The sequence below is a fragment of the Vibrio navarrensis genome, assembly GCF_015767675.1.
In the GTDB taxonomy this organism is placed as follows: Bacteria; Pseudomonadota; Gammaproteobacteria; order Enterobacterales; family Vibrionaceae; genus Vibrio.
In genome coordinates this window covers 1,805,483-1,821,858 of the sequence record NZ_CP065217.1, presented here as the reverse complement: position 1 = coordinate 1,821,858, position 16,376 = coordinate 1,805,483, and the positions used below count along the sequence as shown (strand labels likewise).

General features: G+C 41.5%; 15 protein-coding genes and 3 pseudogenes. 15 read left to right on the top strand and 3 right to left on the bottom strand.

What is annotated here, in order from left to right:
- Positions 1-238: 238 nt before the first annotated feature.
- Complete coding sequence (locus I3X05_RS08425; protein ID WP_337970599.1) at positions 239-475, bottom strand: Arm DNA-binding domain-containing protein; 237 nt, start codon at positions 473-475, stop codon at positions 239-241.
- A gap of 832 nt (positions 476-1,307) precedes the next feature.
- On the opposite strand from I3X05_RS08425, the gene I3X05_RS08420 reads away from it, so the two are divergent.
- The 7 genes and pseudogenes from I3X05_RS08420 to I3X05_RS08385 all read left to right on the top strand — a co-directional run bounded on the left by I3X05_RS08420 (position 1,308) and on the right by I3X05_RS08385 (position 6,656).
- Positions 1,308-1,478, top strand: a complete 171-nt coding sequence (locus I3X05_RS08420; RefSeq protein ID WP_001080654.1) for a hypothetical protein — start codon at positions 1,308-1,310, stop codon at positions 1,476-1,478.
- On the top strand, positions 1,478-1,879 hold the full coding sequence (locus I3X05_RS08415) for a type II toxin-antitoxin system death-on-curing family toxin (protein ID WP_000351251.1): 402 nt from the start codon (positions 1,478-1,480) through the stop codon (positions 1,877-1,879). Before I3X05_RS08420 ends, I3X05_RS08415 begins: the two co-directional genes overlap by 1 nt.
- Positions 1,880-2,168: 289 nt before the next feature.
- Positions 2,169-2,213 (top strand): annotated as a pseudogene (locus I3X05_RS23750) (hypothetical protein); the annotation flags it as partial.
- Positions 2,194-2,287, top strand: a pseudogene (locus I3X05_RS23745) (ggdef family protein); the annotation flags it as partial. The pseudogenes I3X05_RS23750 and I3X05_RS23745, both read left to right, overlap by 20 nt.
- Positions 2,288-3,971: 1,684 nt before the next feature.
- A complete protein-coding gene (locus I3X05_RS08395) occupies positions 3,972-4,424 on the top strand; it encodes a GNAT family N-acetyltransferase (RefSeq protein WP_045571767.1) in 453 nt (150 codons plus the stop codon).
- A gap of 791 nt (positions 4,425-5,215) precedes the next feature.
- Positions 5,216-6,340 carry an ISAs1 family transposase gene (locus I3X05_RS08390; protein ID WP_045571304.1) on the top strand — a complete coding sequence of 375 codons (1,125 nt, stop codon included), beginning with the start codon at positions 5,216-5,218 and terminating at the stop codon, positions 6,338-6,340.
- A 25-nt stretch (positions 6,341-6,365) separates the two neighbouring features.
- On the top strand, positions 6,366-6,656 hold the full coding sequence (locus tag I3X05_RS08385; RefSeq protein ID WP_425304501.1) for an ISAs1 family transposase: 291 nt from the start codon (positions 6,366-6,368) through the stop codon (positions 6,654-6,656).
- Here I3X05_RS08385 and I3X05_RS08380 read toward each other — a convergent pair.
- A complete protein-coding gene (locus tag I3X05_RS08380) occupies positions 6,609-7,610 on the bottom strand; it encodes an ISL3 family transposase (RefSeq protein ID WP_337971166.1) in 1,002 nt (333 codons plus the stop codon). The genes I3X05_RS08385 and I3X05_RS08380 overlap by 48 nt on opposite strands.
- Before the next feature lie 201 nt (positions 7,611-7,811).
- On the opposite strand from I3X05_RS08380, the gene I3X05_RS08375 reads away from it, so the two are divergent.
- From I3X05_RS08375 to I3X05_RS08340, 8 genes and pseudogenes are all read left to right on the top strand, one after another.
- The gene (locus I3X05_RS08375; protein ID WP_337970598.1) at positions 7,812-8,387 is read left to right on the top strand and encodes an ISAs1 family transposase; all 576 of its coding nucleotides are present in this window, start codon (positions 7,812-7,814) and stop codon (positions 8,385-8,387) included.
- Positions 8,388-9,192: 805 nt separating this feature from the next.
- Complete coding sequence (locus tag I3X05_RS08370) at positions 9,193-9,702, top strand: GNAT family N-acetyltransferase (RefSeq protein WP_193158304.1); 510 nt, start codon at positions 9,193-9,195, stop codon at positions 9,700-9,702.
- A 209-nt stretch (positions 9,703-9,911) separates the two neighbouring features.
- The gene (locus I3X05_RS08365; RefSeq protein ID WP_045569803.1) at positions 9,912-10,166 is read left to right on the top strand and encodes a type II toxin-antitoxin system Phd/YefM family antitoxin; all 255 of its coding nucleotides are present in this window, start codon (positions 9,912-9,914) and stop codon (positions 10,164-10,166) included.
- Entirely contained in the window at positions 10,159-10,422 is a 264-nt protein-coding gene (locus I3X05_RS08360; RefSeq protein WP_000098716.1) for a Txe/YoeB family addiction module toxin, read from the top strand. Before I3X05_RS08365 ends, I3X05_RS08360 begins: the two co-directional genes overlap by 8 nt.
- 163 nt (positions 10,423-10,585) lie before the next feature.
- Positions 10,586-11,050, top strand: a complete 465-nt coding sequence (locus I3X05_RS08355; RefSeq protein ID WP_045569804.1) for a GNAT family N-acetyltransferase — start codon at positions 10,586-10,588, stop codon at positions 11,048-11,050.
- Between the two features lie 140 nt (positions 11,051-11,190).
- Positions 11,191-11,655, top strand: coding sequence for a GNAT family N-acetyltransferase (locus I3X05_RS08350; protein WP_045569802.1), 465 nt, complete (start codon positions 11,191-11,193; stop codon positions 11,653-11,655).
- 1,033 nt (positions 11,656-12,688) lie between these two features.
- Positions 12,689-13,435, top strand: coding sequence for a hypothetical protein (locus I3X05_RS08345; RefSeq protein WP_045571646.1), 747 nt, complete (start codon positions 12,689-12,691; stop codon positions 13,433-13,435).
- Between the two features lie 819 nt (positions 13,436-14,254).
- Positions 14,255-14,403, top strand: a pseudogene (locus tag I3X05_RS08340) (DUF645 family protein).
- Positions 14,404-14,664: 261 nt separating this feature from the next.
- Here the strand turns inward: I3X05_RS08340 and I3X05_RS08335 are convergent.
- Positions 14,665-15,792: an ISAs1 family transposase gene (locus I3X05_RS08335; RefSeq protein ID WP_337970597.1), complete on the bottom strand. Its 1,128-nt coding sequence runs from the start codon at positions 15,790-15,792 to the stop codon at positions 14,665-14,667.
- Positions 15,793-16,376: the final 584 nt, after the last annotated feature.

Below are 16,376 nucleotides of genomic sequence, written 5' to 3'. Positions count from 1 at the left end.
CTAGTGCCGATTGGCGTAGCGATGAAACGGCGAACCTTACCTCCTTTTTTTTATGACATCACGACTACGACATGATGGACATTTAATATGAGGATTGTGTGCTACGTGAAAGATGGTCGCGTCACCATCAAACTCTGTAGAGCAATAATGGAAAGGGCCGCGTATTCCAAAGCGATGGTAAAGAAGTGAAGTTGACATTAACTGGCTATTTTTGGCGATATGGTATCAGAAAAGCCATTCAGGTATCGATTTTCCGGATGAACCGCACTTCTGCAAGTGTTACGTTTGGGTAAGATCCCAGCCCCATTTTTTTTCGCTTTTTCGTGATAAGGTCAGGGTAAATAAATTGCCAATTTTTTGAGCCGTTTTTTCGGACTCGAAGATAAAGATTGCCACCATCGGAAAGCGAGTATTCTTTATCACTTGATGCTGCATTTTTTACTTGTGTGTTACTTAATCTATTGATACCAGCCATGCTGTTATACTCCATTTATTTGAGTGTTCCCCTTCAAGTTAACAACGGTTTTAGGGGGACGCAAGGGGGGGGCGGAGCTGTGAGATGTAGTGAGGGGATGTGATGTTGAAAGAGGTTTAAATTATTTTAAATCAATGATTTATAGTTAAATTTGGCGCTTGGTGAGATGGTGTGAAACGTAATTGGTAATTCTCAAGAGGGACAGCCAACGCGTGGCATTTTTATTATGCGTTGGTTTTTGTGATTACAGTGTTATGCGGAAGCTTAGTAATAGCGTTGGCTGCCCCTTAAGCGGGCGTTATGCTTAATCACCCAAAATCAGTGGGTTATGGTTTTTCTTTGTTCCCTCGGCTGGTTGGTTTTGAGTTTGTCGGCAAGTTGACTTCGTTTGGCGCTGTTTTTTGGACACTTATTCTTTGGCGCTGAAAATTCAGAGAGTTGCCTCAATCAATTTGCGGGCAAGCGCGAGGTTAGGGCGGTTGGCTCAATCAGAAATTTGCTCTTAGGTTTTTCGGTTTTATCCGCCGAATTTCAAAATCTGATTTTCAAAACTATGAGTCATTGCGGTTTTCTGCGTTTTGGTTTTTGTTTGTAAATCAAAGTCGAGTTAATCTTGTTTTTAGTAAAACGTAAGTCATTGAAGCTTAAGCATAACAAAGCGTTTAAGTGGGATTTGGCACGCGTGGCATTTTCGGTTTGCGTTGGGTTTGGTGATTAAGTCGCTGTGCGGTAGCTTTTGTATTGCGTGCCTGCACCCCTTAACGCGGCGTTATGTTTTTTATCACGTTTTGGGGCTATAATCAGCCTAACCTTTGTTGATAGTAGGTGTGATATGAATCGAAAAGTTGAAGCTTACGGCGTTGATGCTGTTGAAAGACCGAAAATTAAGGCTAGTAAAAAGCTTGATTTGACTGGTGATGCTGGTCGTCAAATTGTGAAGTCTGAAACTAAACTTGCTTTGCGTACCCATCAGAAGACATTCACTAAATTGGCTGATATGTAATGGATATCATCTGTTTTCCTTTTGAACGAGTGATCGAGATTAATGCTTTGATCCTAAAAACAGAACCAGGAATGAAAGGAGCAGTTGATATCCCCAAGCTTCAGGGAGCATTAGGTCGAATCGATAATGCCATCGTTTATGAAGGACTGGATGATGTTTTTGAAATCGCTGCTAAATACACTGCTTGTATAGCGGTTTCACATGCGCTACCTGATGCGAACAAGCGCACAGGTTTGGCTGTGGCACTTGAATATTTATCACTTAACGATTTTGAGCTTACGCAGGAAAACGATTTACTTGCGGATGCAGTTCGAGATCTTGTTATCGGCATTATCAACGAAACAGATTTTGCCGACATTCTCTACGCACAATACGCAAAAGAACAAAATTCAGCTCTCTAAACATAACAAACGCTTCAAGAGGGACAGCCAACGCGTGGCATTTTTACTGTGCGTTGGTTTTTGTGGTTACGGTGTTATGCGGAAAGTTGGTAGTAGCGTTGTCTGCCCCTTAAGCGGGCGTTAGCGGTTATCAAAATCTTGAGTTCAATGCTCTTGAAAAATCAGCTTCATGCTTTGAAAGTTCACGAATCAGCCTTTGCGTTTCAGTCGGATATTTACGTAGCAGAAAGCGTTGATAATTCAACAATTTCAAAGTTGCTGAAAGCCAACAAGTCTCGATGCTTCAAAGTTGTTCGATGTTCAACACTGCCAACTTGGTTTCACAAAAGGCTGCATCGTCGCTGAAATCGCGCTTTTTTTGTCGGAAATTCGGTAAGTGGCCAACTCAACCTTGAACGCTGTGAGTTTTGACAGCTCACTTCACAGCTTTTGGCGCTGGACGTGTGTTTGCTTGATGCTTTTGCGTAAAATGACTTTCAAGCAAATGTGTTTGAAAAATCATTGCTAAACAATAGGCTACGAAGCTAACAAACGCCTCAAGAGGGACTGTCAACGCGTGGCGTTTCCAGTCCCATTGAGCCGCGGTGGTTTCGGTTGTTGTGTTTGAGTTTAGTAGTAATGCGTTGCCAGCCCCTTAGGCGGGCGTTATGCTTAATCACGCAAAGTCAGTGGTTTATGGTTTCTCTTTGTTCCCTCGGCTGGTTGGTTTTGAGTTTGTCGGCAAGTTTGCTTCAGTGGGCGCGGTTTTCCGGACACTTGTTCTTTGGCGCTGGAAATTCAGAGAATTGCCTTATTCAATTTTCGAGTAAGTGCGAGGTTAGGGCGGTTGGCGCAATCAGTATTTTGAACACAGGTTTTGGGGCTTGAATTGCCGAAATACAAAGTCTGTTTTTCAAATCTATGAGTCGTTTCCGTTTTTTAGGTCTTGGCTTTTGTTTGTAAATCAAAGCTGAGTTAATCTTGGTTTTGGTAAAACGTAAGTCATTGAAGCTTAAGCATAACAAACGGTTCAAGAGGGACAGCCAACGCGTGGCATTTTTACCATGCGTTGGTTTTTGTGGTTACGGTGTTATGCGGAAGCTTGGTTATGGCGTTGGCTGCCCCTTAACCGGGCGTTATGCTTAATCACCAAAAATCAGTGGTTTATGATTTTTCTCTGTTACCTCGGCTTTTCAGTTTTGTGTTTGTCGGCAAGTTGGCTTTTTTTGGCGCTGTTTTTCGGACTCTTATTCTTTGGCGCTGGAAATTCAGAGAATTGCCTCAATCAATTCTTGAGCAACTACGTGGTTAGGGAAGTTGGTTCAATCAGAATCCATTTTTTGTTTTTAAACTCCAAGCCAGTTTTGCCAAAATTCCAAGTCTGATTATCAAAACTATGATTCATTTCGGTTTTCTAATCTTTGCCTTTTGTTTGTGAATCAAAGTCGAGTTAATCTTGGTTTTGGTCAAACGTAAGTCATTGAAGCTTAAGCATAACAAAGCGTTTAAGTGGGATTTGGCACGCGTGGCATTTTCAGTTTGCGTTGGGTTCAGTGATTAAGTCGCTGTGCGGTAGCTTTTGTATTGTGTGCCTGCACCCCTTAACGCGGCGTTATGTTTAATCACGCAAAATCAGTTGGTTGTATCTTTTCTTTGTTCCCTCGGCTGATTGGTTTTGTGTTTGTCGGCAAGTTGGCTTCAGCGGGCGCTGTTTTCTGGACACTTGTTCTTTGGCGCTGGAAATTCAGAGAATTGCCTCAATCAATTTTTGGGCAAGCACGAGGTTAGGTCGGTTGGCTCAATCAGAAATTTGATCTTAGGTTTTTTCGTTTTAGCGGCCAAAGTTCCAAGTCTGATTTTCAAAATGATGAGTCATTTCAGTTTTTTTGGTTATTGGGTTTTGTTTGTGCATCAAAGCTGAGTTAATCTTGGTTTTGGTAAAACGTAAGTCATTGAAGCTTAAGCATAACAAACGGTTCAAGAGGGACAGCCAACGCGTGGCATTTTTATTATGCGTTGTTTTTTGTGGTTACGGTGTTATGCGGAAGCTTGGTTGTGGCGTTGGCTGCCCCTTAACCGGGCGTTATGCCTGTTAATGGACAAGGAGAGTTAAATGAAGATTTTAAAGGCTTCAATCTCTGAATTAGATCAGATTGTGAGTTTATTTGATGATTATCGTCGGTTTTATGGGCAAAAATCGGATATTGATGCCGCTAGAGAATTTTTGAGAAACCGGTTCGCTAATAATGAATCTGTGATTTTTTTAGCTATGACCGAAAGCAATGAAGCTCTTGGTTTTGTGCAACTTTACCCGTCATTCTCATCTGTCGCAATGAAACCGATGTGGTATCTCAATGATCTATTCGTTTCTGATGGATCCCGAAACCAAGGAGTTGCGAGAGCATTGCTCCAAAAAGTGAAATGTTTTGCGAAAGAAACGAACGCGTTAACCGTTAAATTAGCGACGTCAGCAACTAACGATAAAGCAAAATCACTCTATGAATCTGAAGGTTATGATAAGATTGTTGCTTTTGAACACTACACCCAAAAGGTAAAACAGGCATAACAAACGCTTCAAGAGGGACAGCCAACGCACGGCATTTTTACTATGCGTTGGTTTTTGTGATTACGGTGTTATGCGGTAAGTTAGTAGTAGCGTTGGCTGCCCCTTAAGCGGGCGTTATATAGCTTTCGAGCAGTGTTTTAGTGTATGGTTTCATAAGTCAGATTTGAGTATGTTTTTTTGCGGAGCGGGTATTTCCTTCGTTGATAAATTTTCTAAATCAGCAAATTTAGCACCACCTAAAATGTAATTCGCAGCTCACCAACTTGTGTCATTCTAAGTGCGGTAGCGTGCATGGTTTTCAAAACCACGTTAGTACCTTGTATGTTAAAAATGGGTTTAGCTTCGTTCGTCAACTAGCTTTGTTGCGTTTGAAATAAAACCTAAAAAGGGCTGTTTTATCGTAATGTGTTTTCCCACGCATTGTGCATCAAGTGGCTATATAACAAGGCATTTAATCGGACTAAAAACAGTGGGCTACTGCGCTTCGCTTGTATTTTAGCCCACAATTTTTAGCCGCTTAATGCGGCGTTATGCAACTCAGGTAAAATTAGGGGTTCAATCTTGTGGGATTTCTCCGGCCATTCGTTTTGTGTTGTCGGCAAATGAGCTTTTTGACCATAAAATTCGTGGTTCACTCAAGCCGTAAAACAGACAAGGTTCTTTGTCAGGGTTCGCGCATGTTATTGACGCACCTTTTTATCGAATTTCGGGATAAAATTTTTAGAAATAGATTGAATTAGCGATCTTGACGTGATCTTATACTGTTAAAAATAAAGCAGGATAAGACGAATATGGATTACAGCGAATTTAAAGAGCATTTTAGCATATTGAGTGATACTCGTCAGGCAAGAAAATCGACCTATAATTTCTTCGAAGTGATGTTCCAGGTGGTGACAGCGATGCTGTGCGGAATGAAGACTTGGGATGAAATCGAAGGCTTTGGTGAGGAAAATTTAACCTGGTTTCGTAAGTTTAGTGACTACTCTTCTGGTGTGCCTAGTCACGATACCTTGGCGCGAATAGTGGGTTTGATTGATCCAGATGAGTTTTCATTGTGTTTCGTTCGATGGTGTAATGATATTCGGCGAGAAAAATCCTTAGTGACCCATCATGTTGCCATAGATGGCAAGTCATTAAAAGGTACGTATGATTATAGTAAAAACAAATGCTTAACTCATATGGTGAACGCGTATTCTGTAGATACTGGCCTTGTGCTAGGGCAGTTGAAAACGGATGAAAAATCGAATGAGATCACGTTAATTCCCCAGATATTGAAATTAATCCAAGTTGAAGACCGAGTTATCAGCCTAGATGCCATGGGATGTCAAAGAGCCATAGCGGAAGATATTGTTCTTAGAGGCGGTGACTATTTAATGTCCGTTAAGGATAACCAACCTCGTTTACATGCTCTTTTTCAATCTCATTTTTCTTTTGAGAAATTGGCAGAATATTCGTCTCACGCAGTAGAGCAAGAAGAGGCAGGTAAACGTGGTCGCAAGGTGATAAGGACCTACATCACGGTCCCATTTACCCAAGAATTTGGTGATTTTGCTGTTGATTGGAAAGGTTTAAAAACATTATGTATAGCAGTAACTTACCAGAAGTCGAATAGTGAATCATCGGGAAGTCTTGGTATTCGGTATTTCATCTCATCGAAGGAACTGACGCCGGTTAGTTTTGGCGAATTGTGTCGTGGTCACTGGGGTGTAGAGAGTATGCATTGGTGGCTGGATTGTGTGATGGGAGAAGATGATAGCCGCATTACTTATCAGCATGCGGCAGAGAATCTTTCGCGCATACGTCAAATGTGCATGAACTTGATAAAGTTAGTAGAAATGAAAGGCACTTTGAAAAGGCGGCAATTAAAATGTGCGTTAAATACAGAGTTTCGAGAGCACGTGTTATTTGGGACTTAACAATTATTTAACTCATGCGCAAGCCGTGTATTCTGTAGATACTGGCCTTGTGCTAGGGCAGTTGAAAACGGATGAAAAATCGAATGAGATCACGTTAATTCCCCAGATATTGAAATTAATCCAAGTTGAAGACCGAGTTATCAGCCTAGATGCCATGGGATGTCAAAGAGCCATAGCGGAAGATATTGTTCTTAGAGGCGGTGACTATTTAATGTCCGTTAAGGATAACCAACCTCGTTTACATGCTCTTTTTCAATCTCATTTTGGTTCATCCGGAAAATCGATACTTCGCCTCATGACTGGCTTTGATTTTTAACTCAAAAAATTCCCAATCACGATACCCATAGGCGACTTTGTTCAGCGTCTTTATTCGGTTGTTCACACCCTCTACTCGACCACTATTCATCCTTTCATCATAAAATGCCAATATCCCATCCTTATGCTTCCTCAGGGTCTTAGTAAACTTCTCTAGCATCACAATGCCTGAGTGGTTCGCTTCATCTATCCAGCTTTCTAGCCATCTCTCACCCTCTATCTTTGATGGCTGCGACCACAGCATTCTTAACTTCTCTTTTAAATAATAAACCACCGCTAAGGGCTGATTGGCTGCGAGTGCTCGCTCCAATCTCGCTTGGCCTTGCTCATCTAACCTATCGGGATTACTTACCAATAACCAACGAGTATTCTTAAGGTATTGAGCGTCATTTTTGTTACTCATCGAATTTTGTAGTTCACGCCTGAACTCTGTCAGCTTTTCATTAAAACGCTTCACCACGTGGAAACGGTCAATGACCAACTTCGCCTTCGGGGCGTGCTGTTTTACCGAAGAGATGTATGCCTGTCCCATATCGGTGGCGACGGCTTCAATCGGCTTTTTACAACGCAGCTTCCGTTTCCAAAAACCGTCAAGGCTTTCGGCCTTCTTTCCTTTCTCTGTATAAATGACGGCACTTGTCTTCATATCAATCACAACCGTCATGAAGCCACTTTTTGAGCCACAGTAAATCTCATCAATTCCAATGTGAGTGACGTTTTTAAGACAAGGTTGAGAGTATCGCTTTTGCAGGTAATGCTTCTGAATATCTTTCACTGTATCCCAACAGACACCACATAGCTTGGCAATGGCATTGATGGTGACGTTCAATGCTGACAGCGAGAGAACATACTGTTCAAAGCCCTTTGTGTAACGCACTTTGGGACGAGGAACAAAGTTAAGCGGCAAATACCCGAGTGTATTACAAGCTCGGCATTCAATCCGCTGGTTTGCTATCTGGATGTAACAGGGGCTAGTGCCGATTGGCGTAGCGATGAAACGGCGAACCTTACCTCCTTTTTTTTATGACATCACGACTACGACATGATGGACATTTAATATGAGGATTGTGTGCTACGTGAAAGATGGTCGCGTCACCATCAAACTCTGTAGAGCAATAATGGAAAGGGCCGCGTATTCCAAAGCGATGGTAAAGAAGTGAAGTTGACATTAACTGGCTATTTTTGGCGATATGGTATCAGAAAAGCCATTCAGGTATCGATTTTCCGGATGAACCCTCATTTTTCTTTTGAGAAATTGGCAGAATATTCGTCTCACGCAGTAGAGCAAGAAGAGGCAGGTAAACGTGGTCGCAAGGTGATAAGGACCTACATCACGGTCCCATTTACCCAAGAATTTGGTGATTTTGCTGTTGATTGGAAAGGTTTAAAAACATTATGTATAGCAGTAACTTACCAGAAGTCGAATAGTGAATCATCGGGAAGTCTTGGTATTCGGTATTTCATCTCATCGAAGGAACTGACGCCGGTTAGTTTTGGCGAATTGTGTCGTGGTCACTGGGGTGTAGAGAGTATGCATTGGTGGCTGGATTGTGTGATGGGAGAAGATGATAGCCGCATTACTTATCAGCATGCGGCAGAGAATCTTTCGCGCATACGTCAAATGTGCATGAACTTGATAAAGTTAGTAGAAATGAAAGGCACTTTGAAAAGGCGGCAATTAAAATGTGCGTTAAATACAGAGTTTCGAGAGCACGTGTTATTTGGGACTTAACAATTATTTAACTCATGCGCAAGCCGTGGCCGTGGCTCTGGCTTGGGTTGATTCTTGAATCACTCAACCATTGCAATTGTGGCTTTTGGTCGTGTAAAGTCAGTTTATCTCATTGAATTTGCATAACAAACGGTTAAAGAGGGACTGCCAACGCGTGGCGGTTTTTGTTCAAATTGGCATTTGTGATTACGGTTGTTATTTTAGGTTCAGTGTTTTTGCGTTGTCAGCCCCTTAACCGGGCGTTATGCAACTCAGGTAAATTTAGGGGTTTAATCTTCTTGGATTTCTCCGGCCATTTGTTTTGTGTTGTCGGCAAATGAGCATTTTCGGCTTCAAATTCGTGGTTAACTCAATCCGTAAAACAGATAAGATTCTTTGTTTGCCTCAATCAGTTTTAGCGTTGGTGCGTTGTCAATTTAGCGGGTGCAAAGTGTGGAAAGGACAAGTTAATCGATCATTTTGTACTTGCTGAATATTTTGCTCGTTGAGTTTTGCTGATTCAAAAGCTTGGTTTGTTGCTGAAAGGTGTGCTTTGTTTTGGCGGCTTATTTATTACGGTTCGGGCTTGGGTTGATTCTTGGCTCACTTAACCAACATTTTGATTGTTTTCTTAATCAAATTTAGTGTAACTTTATGTTTATCTTATTGAATTTGCATAACAAAGCATTTAAGACGGATTCGCAACGCTTGGTGTTTTTAGTGTAAATTCAGTTTTTGTGTTTTAAGTGGTTTGCCGAGGCATTAGTGTTTAGCGTTGCTCACCACTTAATGCGGCGTTATAAAGCTCGAAGAAAGAGGACATTTTGTGGAAATTCTAACAGGTGAATTTGAAGATGTTGCGGGCATTACCGACATCTTTAACTTTTATATTGAACATACCAATGCACGCTTTGAGGAATTTCCATTTACTCTGGAAAATCGTGAGGAATGGTTCTCTCAGTTCTCTAGAACCACCAAATATCAAATATATGTGGCTGTAGAAAACGGTGTGTTGCAAGGTTTTGCATGTTCCCAAAAGTACAGAGCAATACCAGCTTTTGATGACACTGTAGAGGTGAGCGTTTATCTGGCACAAGAAGCTAAAGGGAAAGGTTTAGGTTCGAAGCTTTATACTCAGCTGTTTTCATCCATTCGTGCTTATGGCGTCCATCGTATATTGTCGGGTGTTGCATTACCAAACGACGCATCAGTAGCATTACATAAACGGTTTGGTTTCCGAGAAGTCGGTATTTTCAACGAATATGCCAAGAAACATGGCCAGTACATCAGCTCGGTGTGGTTAGAAAAAGCGCTTAACGTAGAGTCCGCTTTATAACAAACGCCTCAAGAGGGACTGTCAACGCGTGGCGTTTCCAGTCCCATTGAGCCGAAGTGGTTTCGGCTGTTGTGATTGAGTTTAGTGGCATGCGTTGCCAGCCCCTTAGGCGGGCGTTAGCTGCCTACTGGCGAATATGTTCCTTTAGCTGTACAAGTTGAGTTGTGAATACTATACTTGTTCCGTAAACAGTACATGTGGGAGGTTCTATGAGAATCGTTTCTTTTACAGAAGCTAGGAATAGTTTAAAAGCAGTCTTGGATGCCGTTGTGAATGATGCGGATACAACCGTCATCACTCGACGTGATTCAGAAGATGCCGTGGTTATGTCGCTGGATTGTTACAATAGTCTAATGGAAACCGTACATTTGCTTCGCTCTCCAGCGAACGCTGAACATCTAAACCGTTCAATTGCCCAGTTCAAAGCGGGAAAAGTTACCCAAAGAGATCTGATTGATGAGTAGTCGTTTACTGTCATGGACAGATGAGTCCTGGGATGACTACTTGTACTGGCAAACACAAGACAAAAAAACACTCAAGCGGATCAATAAAATCATCAATGATGTTAAGCGTTCACCGTTTGAAGGCATTGGTAAACCAGAGCCTCTAAAGGAAAATCTATCTGGTTTTTGGTCTCGACGGATCGATGATACAAATAGACTGGTTTATGCTGTTGATGATAATGCAATAACGGTTATTTCGTGTCGCTACCATTATTGAACCAAGTGACTAAAGGCAGCTAACAAACGCTTCAAGAGGGACAGCCAACGCGTGGCATTTTTACTGTGCGTTAGTTTCAGTGGTTACGGTGCTATGCGGAAAGTTAGTAGTAGCGTTGGCTGCCCCTTAAGCGGGCGTTAGCTGAATGGTGGTAAATATCAGCATGATCGAAATTAGAAAGTATCAAGAATCAGATGCGCTTGATTTATGGGCTATTTTTTATCATACGGTTCGTAATGTGAACTTACGTGATTATTCACAAGCCCAAGTTGAAGCATGGGCTCCAGATGATTTTTCTTCAGAGATTTGGCAACGAAAAATGAACTTGCTGTCACCTTTTGTTGCTGAAATTGATGGGAAAATTGTTGGTTATAGTGATCTTCAAGAAAATGGATTAATTGATCATTTCTTTTGTCATCATGAACATCAAGGTAAAGGAGTCGGACGCCAGTTAATGGAATATGTACTCAGAGTGGGTGAGTTACAAGGAATTACTAGGCTTTACTCTGAGGTGAGTATTACAGCTCGTCCGTTTTACGAGAGATTTGGCTTCAAGGTTATAGAAGAACAAACCATAGAAGTTCGCGGTCAAAAGCTGTGCAACTTTGTCATGGAGAAATTCAGCTAACAAACGGCTCAAGAGGGATTGCCAACGCTTGGCGGCTTTAGTGCAAAATTGAAGTTCAGTGTTTACAGTGTGTTTTTTGAGTCTGGCGGTGCGTTGTCAACCCCTTAGCCGGGCGTTAGCTGAATATTGGTACAAGTAGTATGATCAAAATTAGAAAATACGAAGAATCTGACGCAAGTGAGTTGTGGGAGCTTTTTTATCATACGGTTCGTAACGTGAATCGACGAGACTATTCCCAAGAGCAAGTTGAGGCTTGGGCGCCAGATAATTTCGACTGCGAGATATGGAAGAATAAACTAAACGCTATTTCACCTTTTATTGCAGAAATAGAGGGTGTCATTGTTGGTTATGCTGACCTTCAAGAAAGTGGTTTAATCGATCATTTCTTTTGTCATCATGACCACCAAGGCAAAGGCGTTGCTCGTTGTCTTATGGAGCACGTTTTTAAAGTTGGTACATCTCGTGGCATTACCAAGTATTATTCTGAGGTCAGTATTACAGCTCGACCTTTCTACGAAAAATTTGGTTTTAAGGTTGTAAAAGAGCAATCGATAGAAGTTCGGGGCCAAAAACTGCAGAACTTTGTTATGGAAAAATTCAGCTAACAAACAATTTAAGAGGGATTCCCAACGCTTGGCATTTTTGTATCTACTTCAAATTTAGTGTTTACGGTACAATGCGTTAGGCAAGGTGGTAGCGTTGCTCACCCCTTAATTGGGCGTTATGCCCTTATCGTAATTTACTCAATAATTAACAATTTTCGTTAAATTTGGGTTTAATCAAATTGCAAGGTTTCCAACAACGTTATTGTCGAGTTTAAATTGAAATAACTTGGAACTGGCTTCAATGGAACGTTGCGGAAAATGTAAGCAATTCACTCGAACAAAAGAGAATGACAAGGATTTATGCGGAGCTTGGGAACAGCCAACTACAGCAGATAGGCAGGCTTGTCAGTTTTATATACCCAAAAATTTGAGCTTTTTCCAAAGCAAGCAGGATTCAAAATCGTAGCAAACAAAAGGCACGGGCATAACAAACTGTTCAAGCAGATTCGGCATGCGTGGCATTTTTGGTTTGCGTTGGTTTTAGTGATTACGTAGTGCTGCGGAAGCTTTTGTAATGCATGCCTCACTACTTAACAGGGCGTTATGTTTAATCACGCAAAATCAGTTGGTTGCATCTTTTCTTTGCTCCATCGGCTTGTTGGTTTTGTGTTTTTCGGCAATCTGGCTTCGTTTGGCGCTGTTTTCCGGACAATTATTCTTTAGCGCTGGAAACTCAAAGAGTTGCCTCAGTCAATTTTTCAGTAAGCACGAGGTTGGTGCGGCTGGCTCAATCAGAAATTTGAACTGTAGGTTTTTGAGTATTGGCGGCCAAAGTTCAAAACTTGATTTTCAAATTATGAGTCGTTTCGGTTTTTTTGGTCTTGGCTTTTGTTTGTGAGCCAAAGCTGAGTTAATCTTGGTTTTGGTAAAACGTAAGCCCTTGAAGCTTAAACATAACAAAGCGTTCAAGAGGGACTTGGCACGCGTGGCATTTTCAATTTGCGTTGGGTTTAGTGGTTAAGTTGTCATGCGGTCACTTGTGTAGTGCGTGCCTGCGCCCCTTAACGCGGCGTTATATTTATTGGAGATTTTGGTGAAAATAAAGAATGTGTTTGCTATTTTACTGATAGTGTATCTGATACCAATAGCCGTATGGTATTTTGTAATGGTTGTTGTTAATGATTATGCTTTAAGCACATTAAATTCTGACTGGGGAGCGTTTGGGTCATTTGTTGGCGGTGTACTATCTCCTATATTTTCCTTGGTTTCTGTTCTTTTTGTAATTAAATCAATTAATGAAAATAATACAAACAACAATATTGAAATTGAATTAATAAAAAAACAAGATAGAAGAAACTATCTTATTAGTTTAATAGCTATATTTAACAATAACATGCTGCCAAATATTGACAGCTATCTAAATGCATTTGATAGACCTATTCAAATTGCTGATAACAAATTTCATATGTTTACTGATGAAAGTGTAAAGGTTTCTCTAATGAAGTATATGTCTATTAAGGACTCTATTAATGTTAACAATAAGCTAATTTTTGACATGATTAATAATTTTACTGCTAATTGTGAGATTTCATTCAGCATAATACTTAAATATGTTAATTCAATTGAAAGTCTTGATGAGGTCAATGAATTTATGGATGTCGTAGAAGCTGCTTTAGATAATAATTTTATTAATGCATTATTAAGTTTTAGGCTATATGAGCAGGCATGCGGATGGAGTCAAAAATCTCCATTGCTTGATCAGCTTGTATCTATTAATAATAAGACAAGATATAAATCTGAGTGGGTTGAAAGGTATCAAGAACAAATTGGTGCTAAATAAATATAACAAACGCTTCAAGAGGGACAGCCAACGCGCGGCATTTTTATAATGCATTGGTTTATGTGGTTACTGTGTTATGCGGAATCTTGGTAGTAGCGTTGTCTGCCCCTTAAGCGGGCGTTATGCAACTCAGGTAAAATTAGGGGTTCAATCTTGTGGGATTTCTCCGGCCATTCGTTTTGTGTTGTCGGCAAATGAGCTTTTTGACCATAAAATTCGTGGTTCACTCAAGCCGTAAAACAGACAAGGTTCTTTGTTTGCCTCAATCAGTTTTAACGTTGGCGCGTTGCTAATTTTGTGGGCGCAAAGTGTGGAAAGGGCAAGTTTATCGAACATTTTGTACTTGTTGAAAGTCTTGCTCGGTGAGTTTGTTTCATTCAAAAGCTTGGTTTGTTGTTGAAAGGTGGGCTTTGTTTTGGCGGCTCATTTATCACAGTTCTTGCTTGGGCTGATTCTTGAACCACTCAACCATTGAAATTGTGGTTTTTGATCGAGTAAAGTCAGTTTATCTTATTGAATTTGCATAACAAACGGCTCAAGAGGGATTGCCAACGCGTGGTGGTTTTAGTGCAAAATTGAAGTTCAGCGTTTACAGTGTGTTTTTTGAGTTCGGTGGTGCGTTGTCAACCCCTTAGCCGGGCGTTAGCTTCTTAAAGGCTAAAACCATCAAAATCTAAGCTCAATTCTTCTTAGAGCTCAGCTTCTAGCGTTCAAGTCGCACAATTTGGCTTTCTAGTGTTTCTGATGCTGACTTGGTAGAAAGTGTTGAATTTTCAGCAGTTTCAAAGTCGCTGAAAACTATCAAACCTCGATGTTTCAATGTTGTTGGATGCTCCACACGGAAAGTTTGGTTTTACAAAGGCTGCATCATCGCTGAAAGTGTGCTTTCTTTGTTGCGGATTCTTAACCGTGGCCAACTTAGCCTTGACTGTTTGAGTTTTGGGTTCATCCGGAAAATCGATACCTGAATGGCTTTTCTGATACCATATCGCCAAAAATAGCCAGTTAATGTCAACTTCACTTCTTTACCATCGCTTTGGAATACGCGGCCCTTTCCATTATTGCTCTACAGAGTTTGATGGTGACGCGACCATCTTTCACGTAGCACACAATCCTCATATTAAATGTCCATCATGTCGTAGTCGTGATGTCATAAAAAAAAGGAGGTAAGGTTCGCCGTTTCATCGCTACGCCAATCGGCACTAGCCCCAGGGCGTCCGCATGAATGGTTAGAATTTAGTCATTGACTTAAATCCAGCAACTAAGACTTGCTCCAAGAAGCCGGGGTTCATCATGCAACGTTTCTGCTTCATTGGCACACTAATTTTGCTTGGCTCAGCTCTTAGCATGTTAAGTGCCATGTGTCTTAAACCTGCCAAATTTTCAGCCGCGTTTTGTCGGTAAATCTGACAAGCGTCTTCTCGCATGCTCACATCTAAAATCCAGTGCATTGACTCTATGCCCCAGTGGGCTCGAATGGCATTTCCTGCCTGCTCCGCGGTCAGGTCTGCTGAACTTATGTAGTAGCGGTACTCCAACTTTGGCGCTTTACCTTTGGCTACTCGGTAATTTTCAACCATGACAATACTGGTGAGTCCGCTCCACGTTGAGAAGTCACCCTCTAACTCACTAGCCTTGAGTACATGGCAAGTACGTGCTTCAACGCGGCCTTTTTGTTTCTCGATTTGATAGGTGGTTTTGTCAATTGGGGCACGGCGGTGTGGGGCGAAGGCTGTCTGTATGGCTGCCGACAACTTGCCTTGATTCCCCTTTACTGCCAACAAGTAATCACCGCCCTTGCTAGTGATCGCCTTGGCAATCTTGGTCTGGCAGGCCATCGCATCAATCGTCACGATAGCTCCTCGCAAGTCGAGCATCTTAATAAGCTCTGGAATCGCGGTAATTTCATTGCTTTTATTGTTGGTTTTGAGTTGACCCAGTACCATTTGGTTAGCACTTGCATAGGCGCTCACCATATGGATGGTGCTTTGCCTGTCGTCTCTATCGTAGGAGCCGCGCAAAGTCTTGCCATCAATGGCAACCACCTCACCAAACGTCATGGTATGTACCGCATTCATCCAACCCAGGAAGCAGTCGCGAAACTCGGCAGGATCAATATTTGCAATCAAACGAGCAAAGGTATCGTCGACAGGCACACCGTTTTCAAACAGCCCCTGTTTAAGAAACCACTCATGGTGGCCAAGAACATATTCACGAATGTCAGTCCAGCCTTGACCTCCGGCTATCACGGCACAGATAGACCCAAACAAAATATCAAACAGAGGATAATCAACTTTTGCACTTTGCCGTTTGTCACGGATGATACTGAAATGCGCTTTGATGGTATTAATATTCATGGTCGCTCCCCAAAAGAAGAGCATAAGATCACAGACCGTGCTTCAGGTCAAATTTAACCTTGCGTTGTACAAGAAATGTTCATGATCTTGCCCTGATCATTTCCAAGGTTCTTGGGTTGCCTCAATTAAGTTTTGGGTTTGGTTTGTGTTGAGTTTCGCCAGTTTCAAATCGCTTTAATTGAAATGTCTTTTTGACTGATTTGCTTGCTGACATTCAGCTCTGAAAATCTGGTGACGCAAAAAATTTAGCGGTTGCTGAAAAGGCGCTTTCTTTGTTGTCGATTCTGTAAGTGGCTCTCTTTGGCTCAGAACGCTGTGAAATTTAGGTTTTGGTAAGCATCATTTTTGTACGTAACTTATTCAAATTTCTTCATTTCTACGGTGGTTTACTTTGAATTCCCGGTAAAATTCACATAACAAGCAATTCAAGTGGATTCTCAACGCGTGGCAGTTTTACTATGCGTCAGGTAAAGTGTTTTACGGTGCAATGCAGCGGCTTGGCCAGTGCGTTGTTCACCACTTAATTGGGCGTTATGTGCCAAGGCAAAGTTAGTTTGAATGCCTACAATTTATGACGGTTTTTA

What these genes read in the sequence shown, in the direction of transcription:
- I3X05_RS08425 (WP_337970599.1), bottom strand. Translation starts at nt 475, where the DNA reads ATGGCTGGTATCAATAGATTAAGTAACACACAAGTAAAAAATGCAGCA.
- I3X05_RS08420 (WP_001080654.1), top strand. Translation starts at nt 1,308, where the DNA reads ATGAATCGAAAAGTTGAAGCTTACGGCGTTGATGCTGTTGAAAGACCG.
- I3X05_RS08415 (WP_000351251.1), top strand. Translation starts at nt 1,478, where the DNA reads ATGGATATCATCTGTTTTCCTTTTGAACGAGTGATCGAGATTAATGCT.
- I3X05_RS08395 (WP_045571767.1), top strand. Translation starts at nt 3,972, where the DNA reads ATGAAGATTTTAAAGGCTTCAATCTCTGAATTAGATCAGATTGTGAGT.
- I3X05_RS08390 (WP_045571304.1), top strand. Translation starts at nt 5,216, where the DNA reads ATGGATTACAGCGAATTTAAAGAGCATTTTAGCATATTGAGTGATACT.
- I3X05_RS08365 (WP_045569803.1), top strand. Translation starts at nt 9,912, where the DNA reads ATGAGAATCGTTTCTTTTACAGAAGCTAGGAATAGTTTAAAAGCAGTC.
- I3X05_RS08360 (WP_000098716.1), top strand. Translation starts at nt 10,159, where the DNA reads ATGAGTAGTCGTTTACTGTCATGGACAGATGAGTCCTGGGATGACTAC.
- I3X05_RS08355 (WP_045569804.1), top strand. Translation starts at nt 10,586, where the DNA reads ATGATCGAAATTAGAAAGTATCAAGAATCAGATGCGCTTGATTTATGG.
- I3X05_RS08350 (WP_045569802.1), top strand. Translation starts at nt 11,191, where the DNA reads ATGATCAAAATTAGAAAATACGAAGAATCTGACGCAAGTGAGTTGTGG.
- I3X05_RS08335 (WP_337970597.1), bottom strand. Translation starts at nt 15,792, where the DNA reads ATGAATATTAATACCATCAAAGCGCATTTCAGTATCATCCGTGACAAA.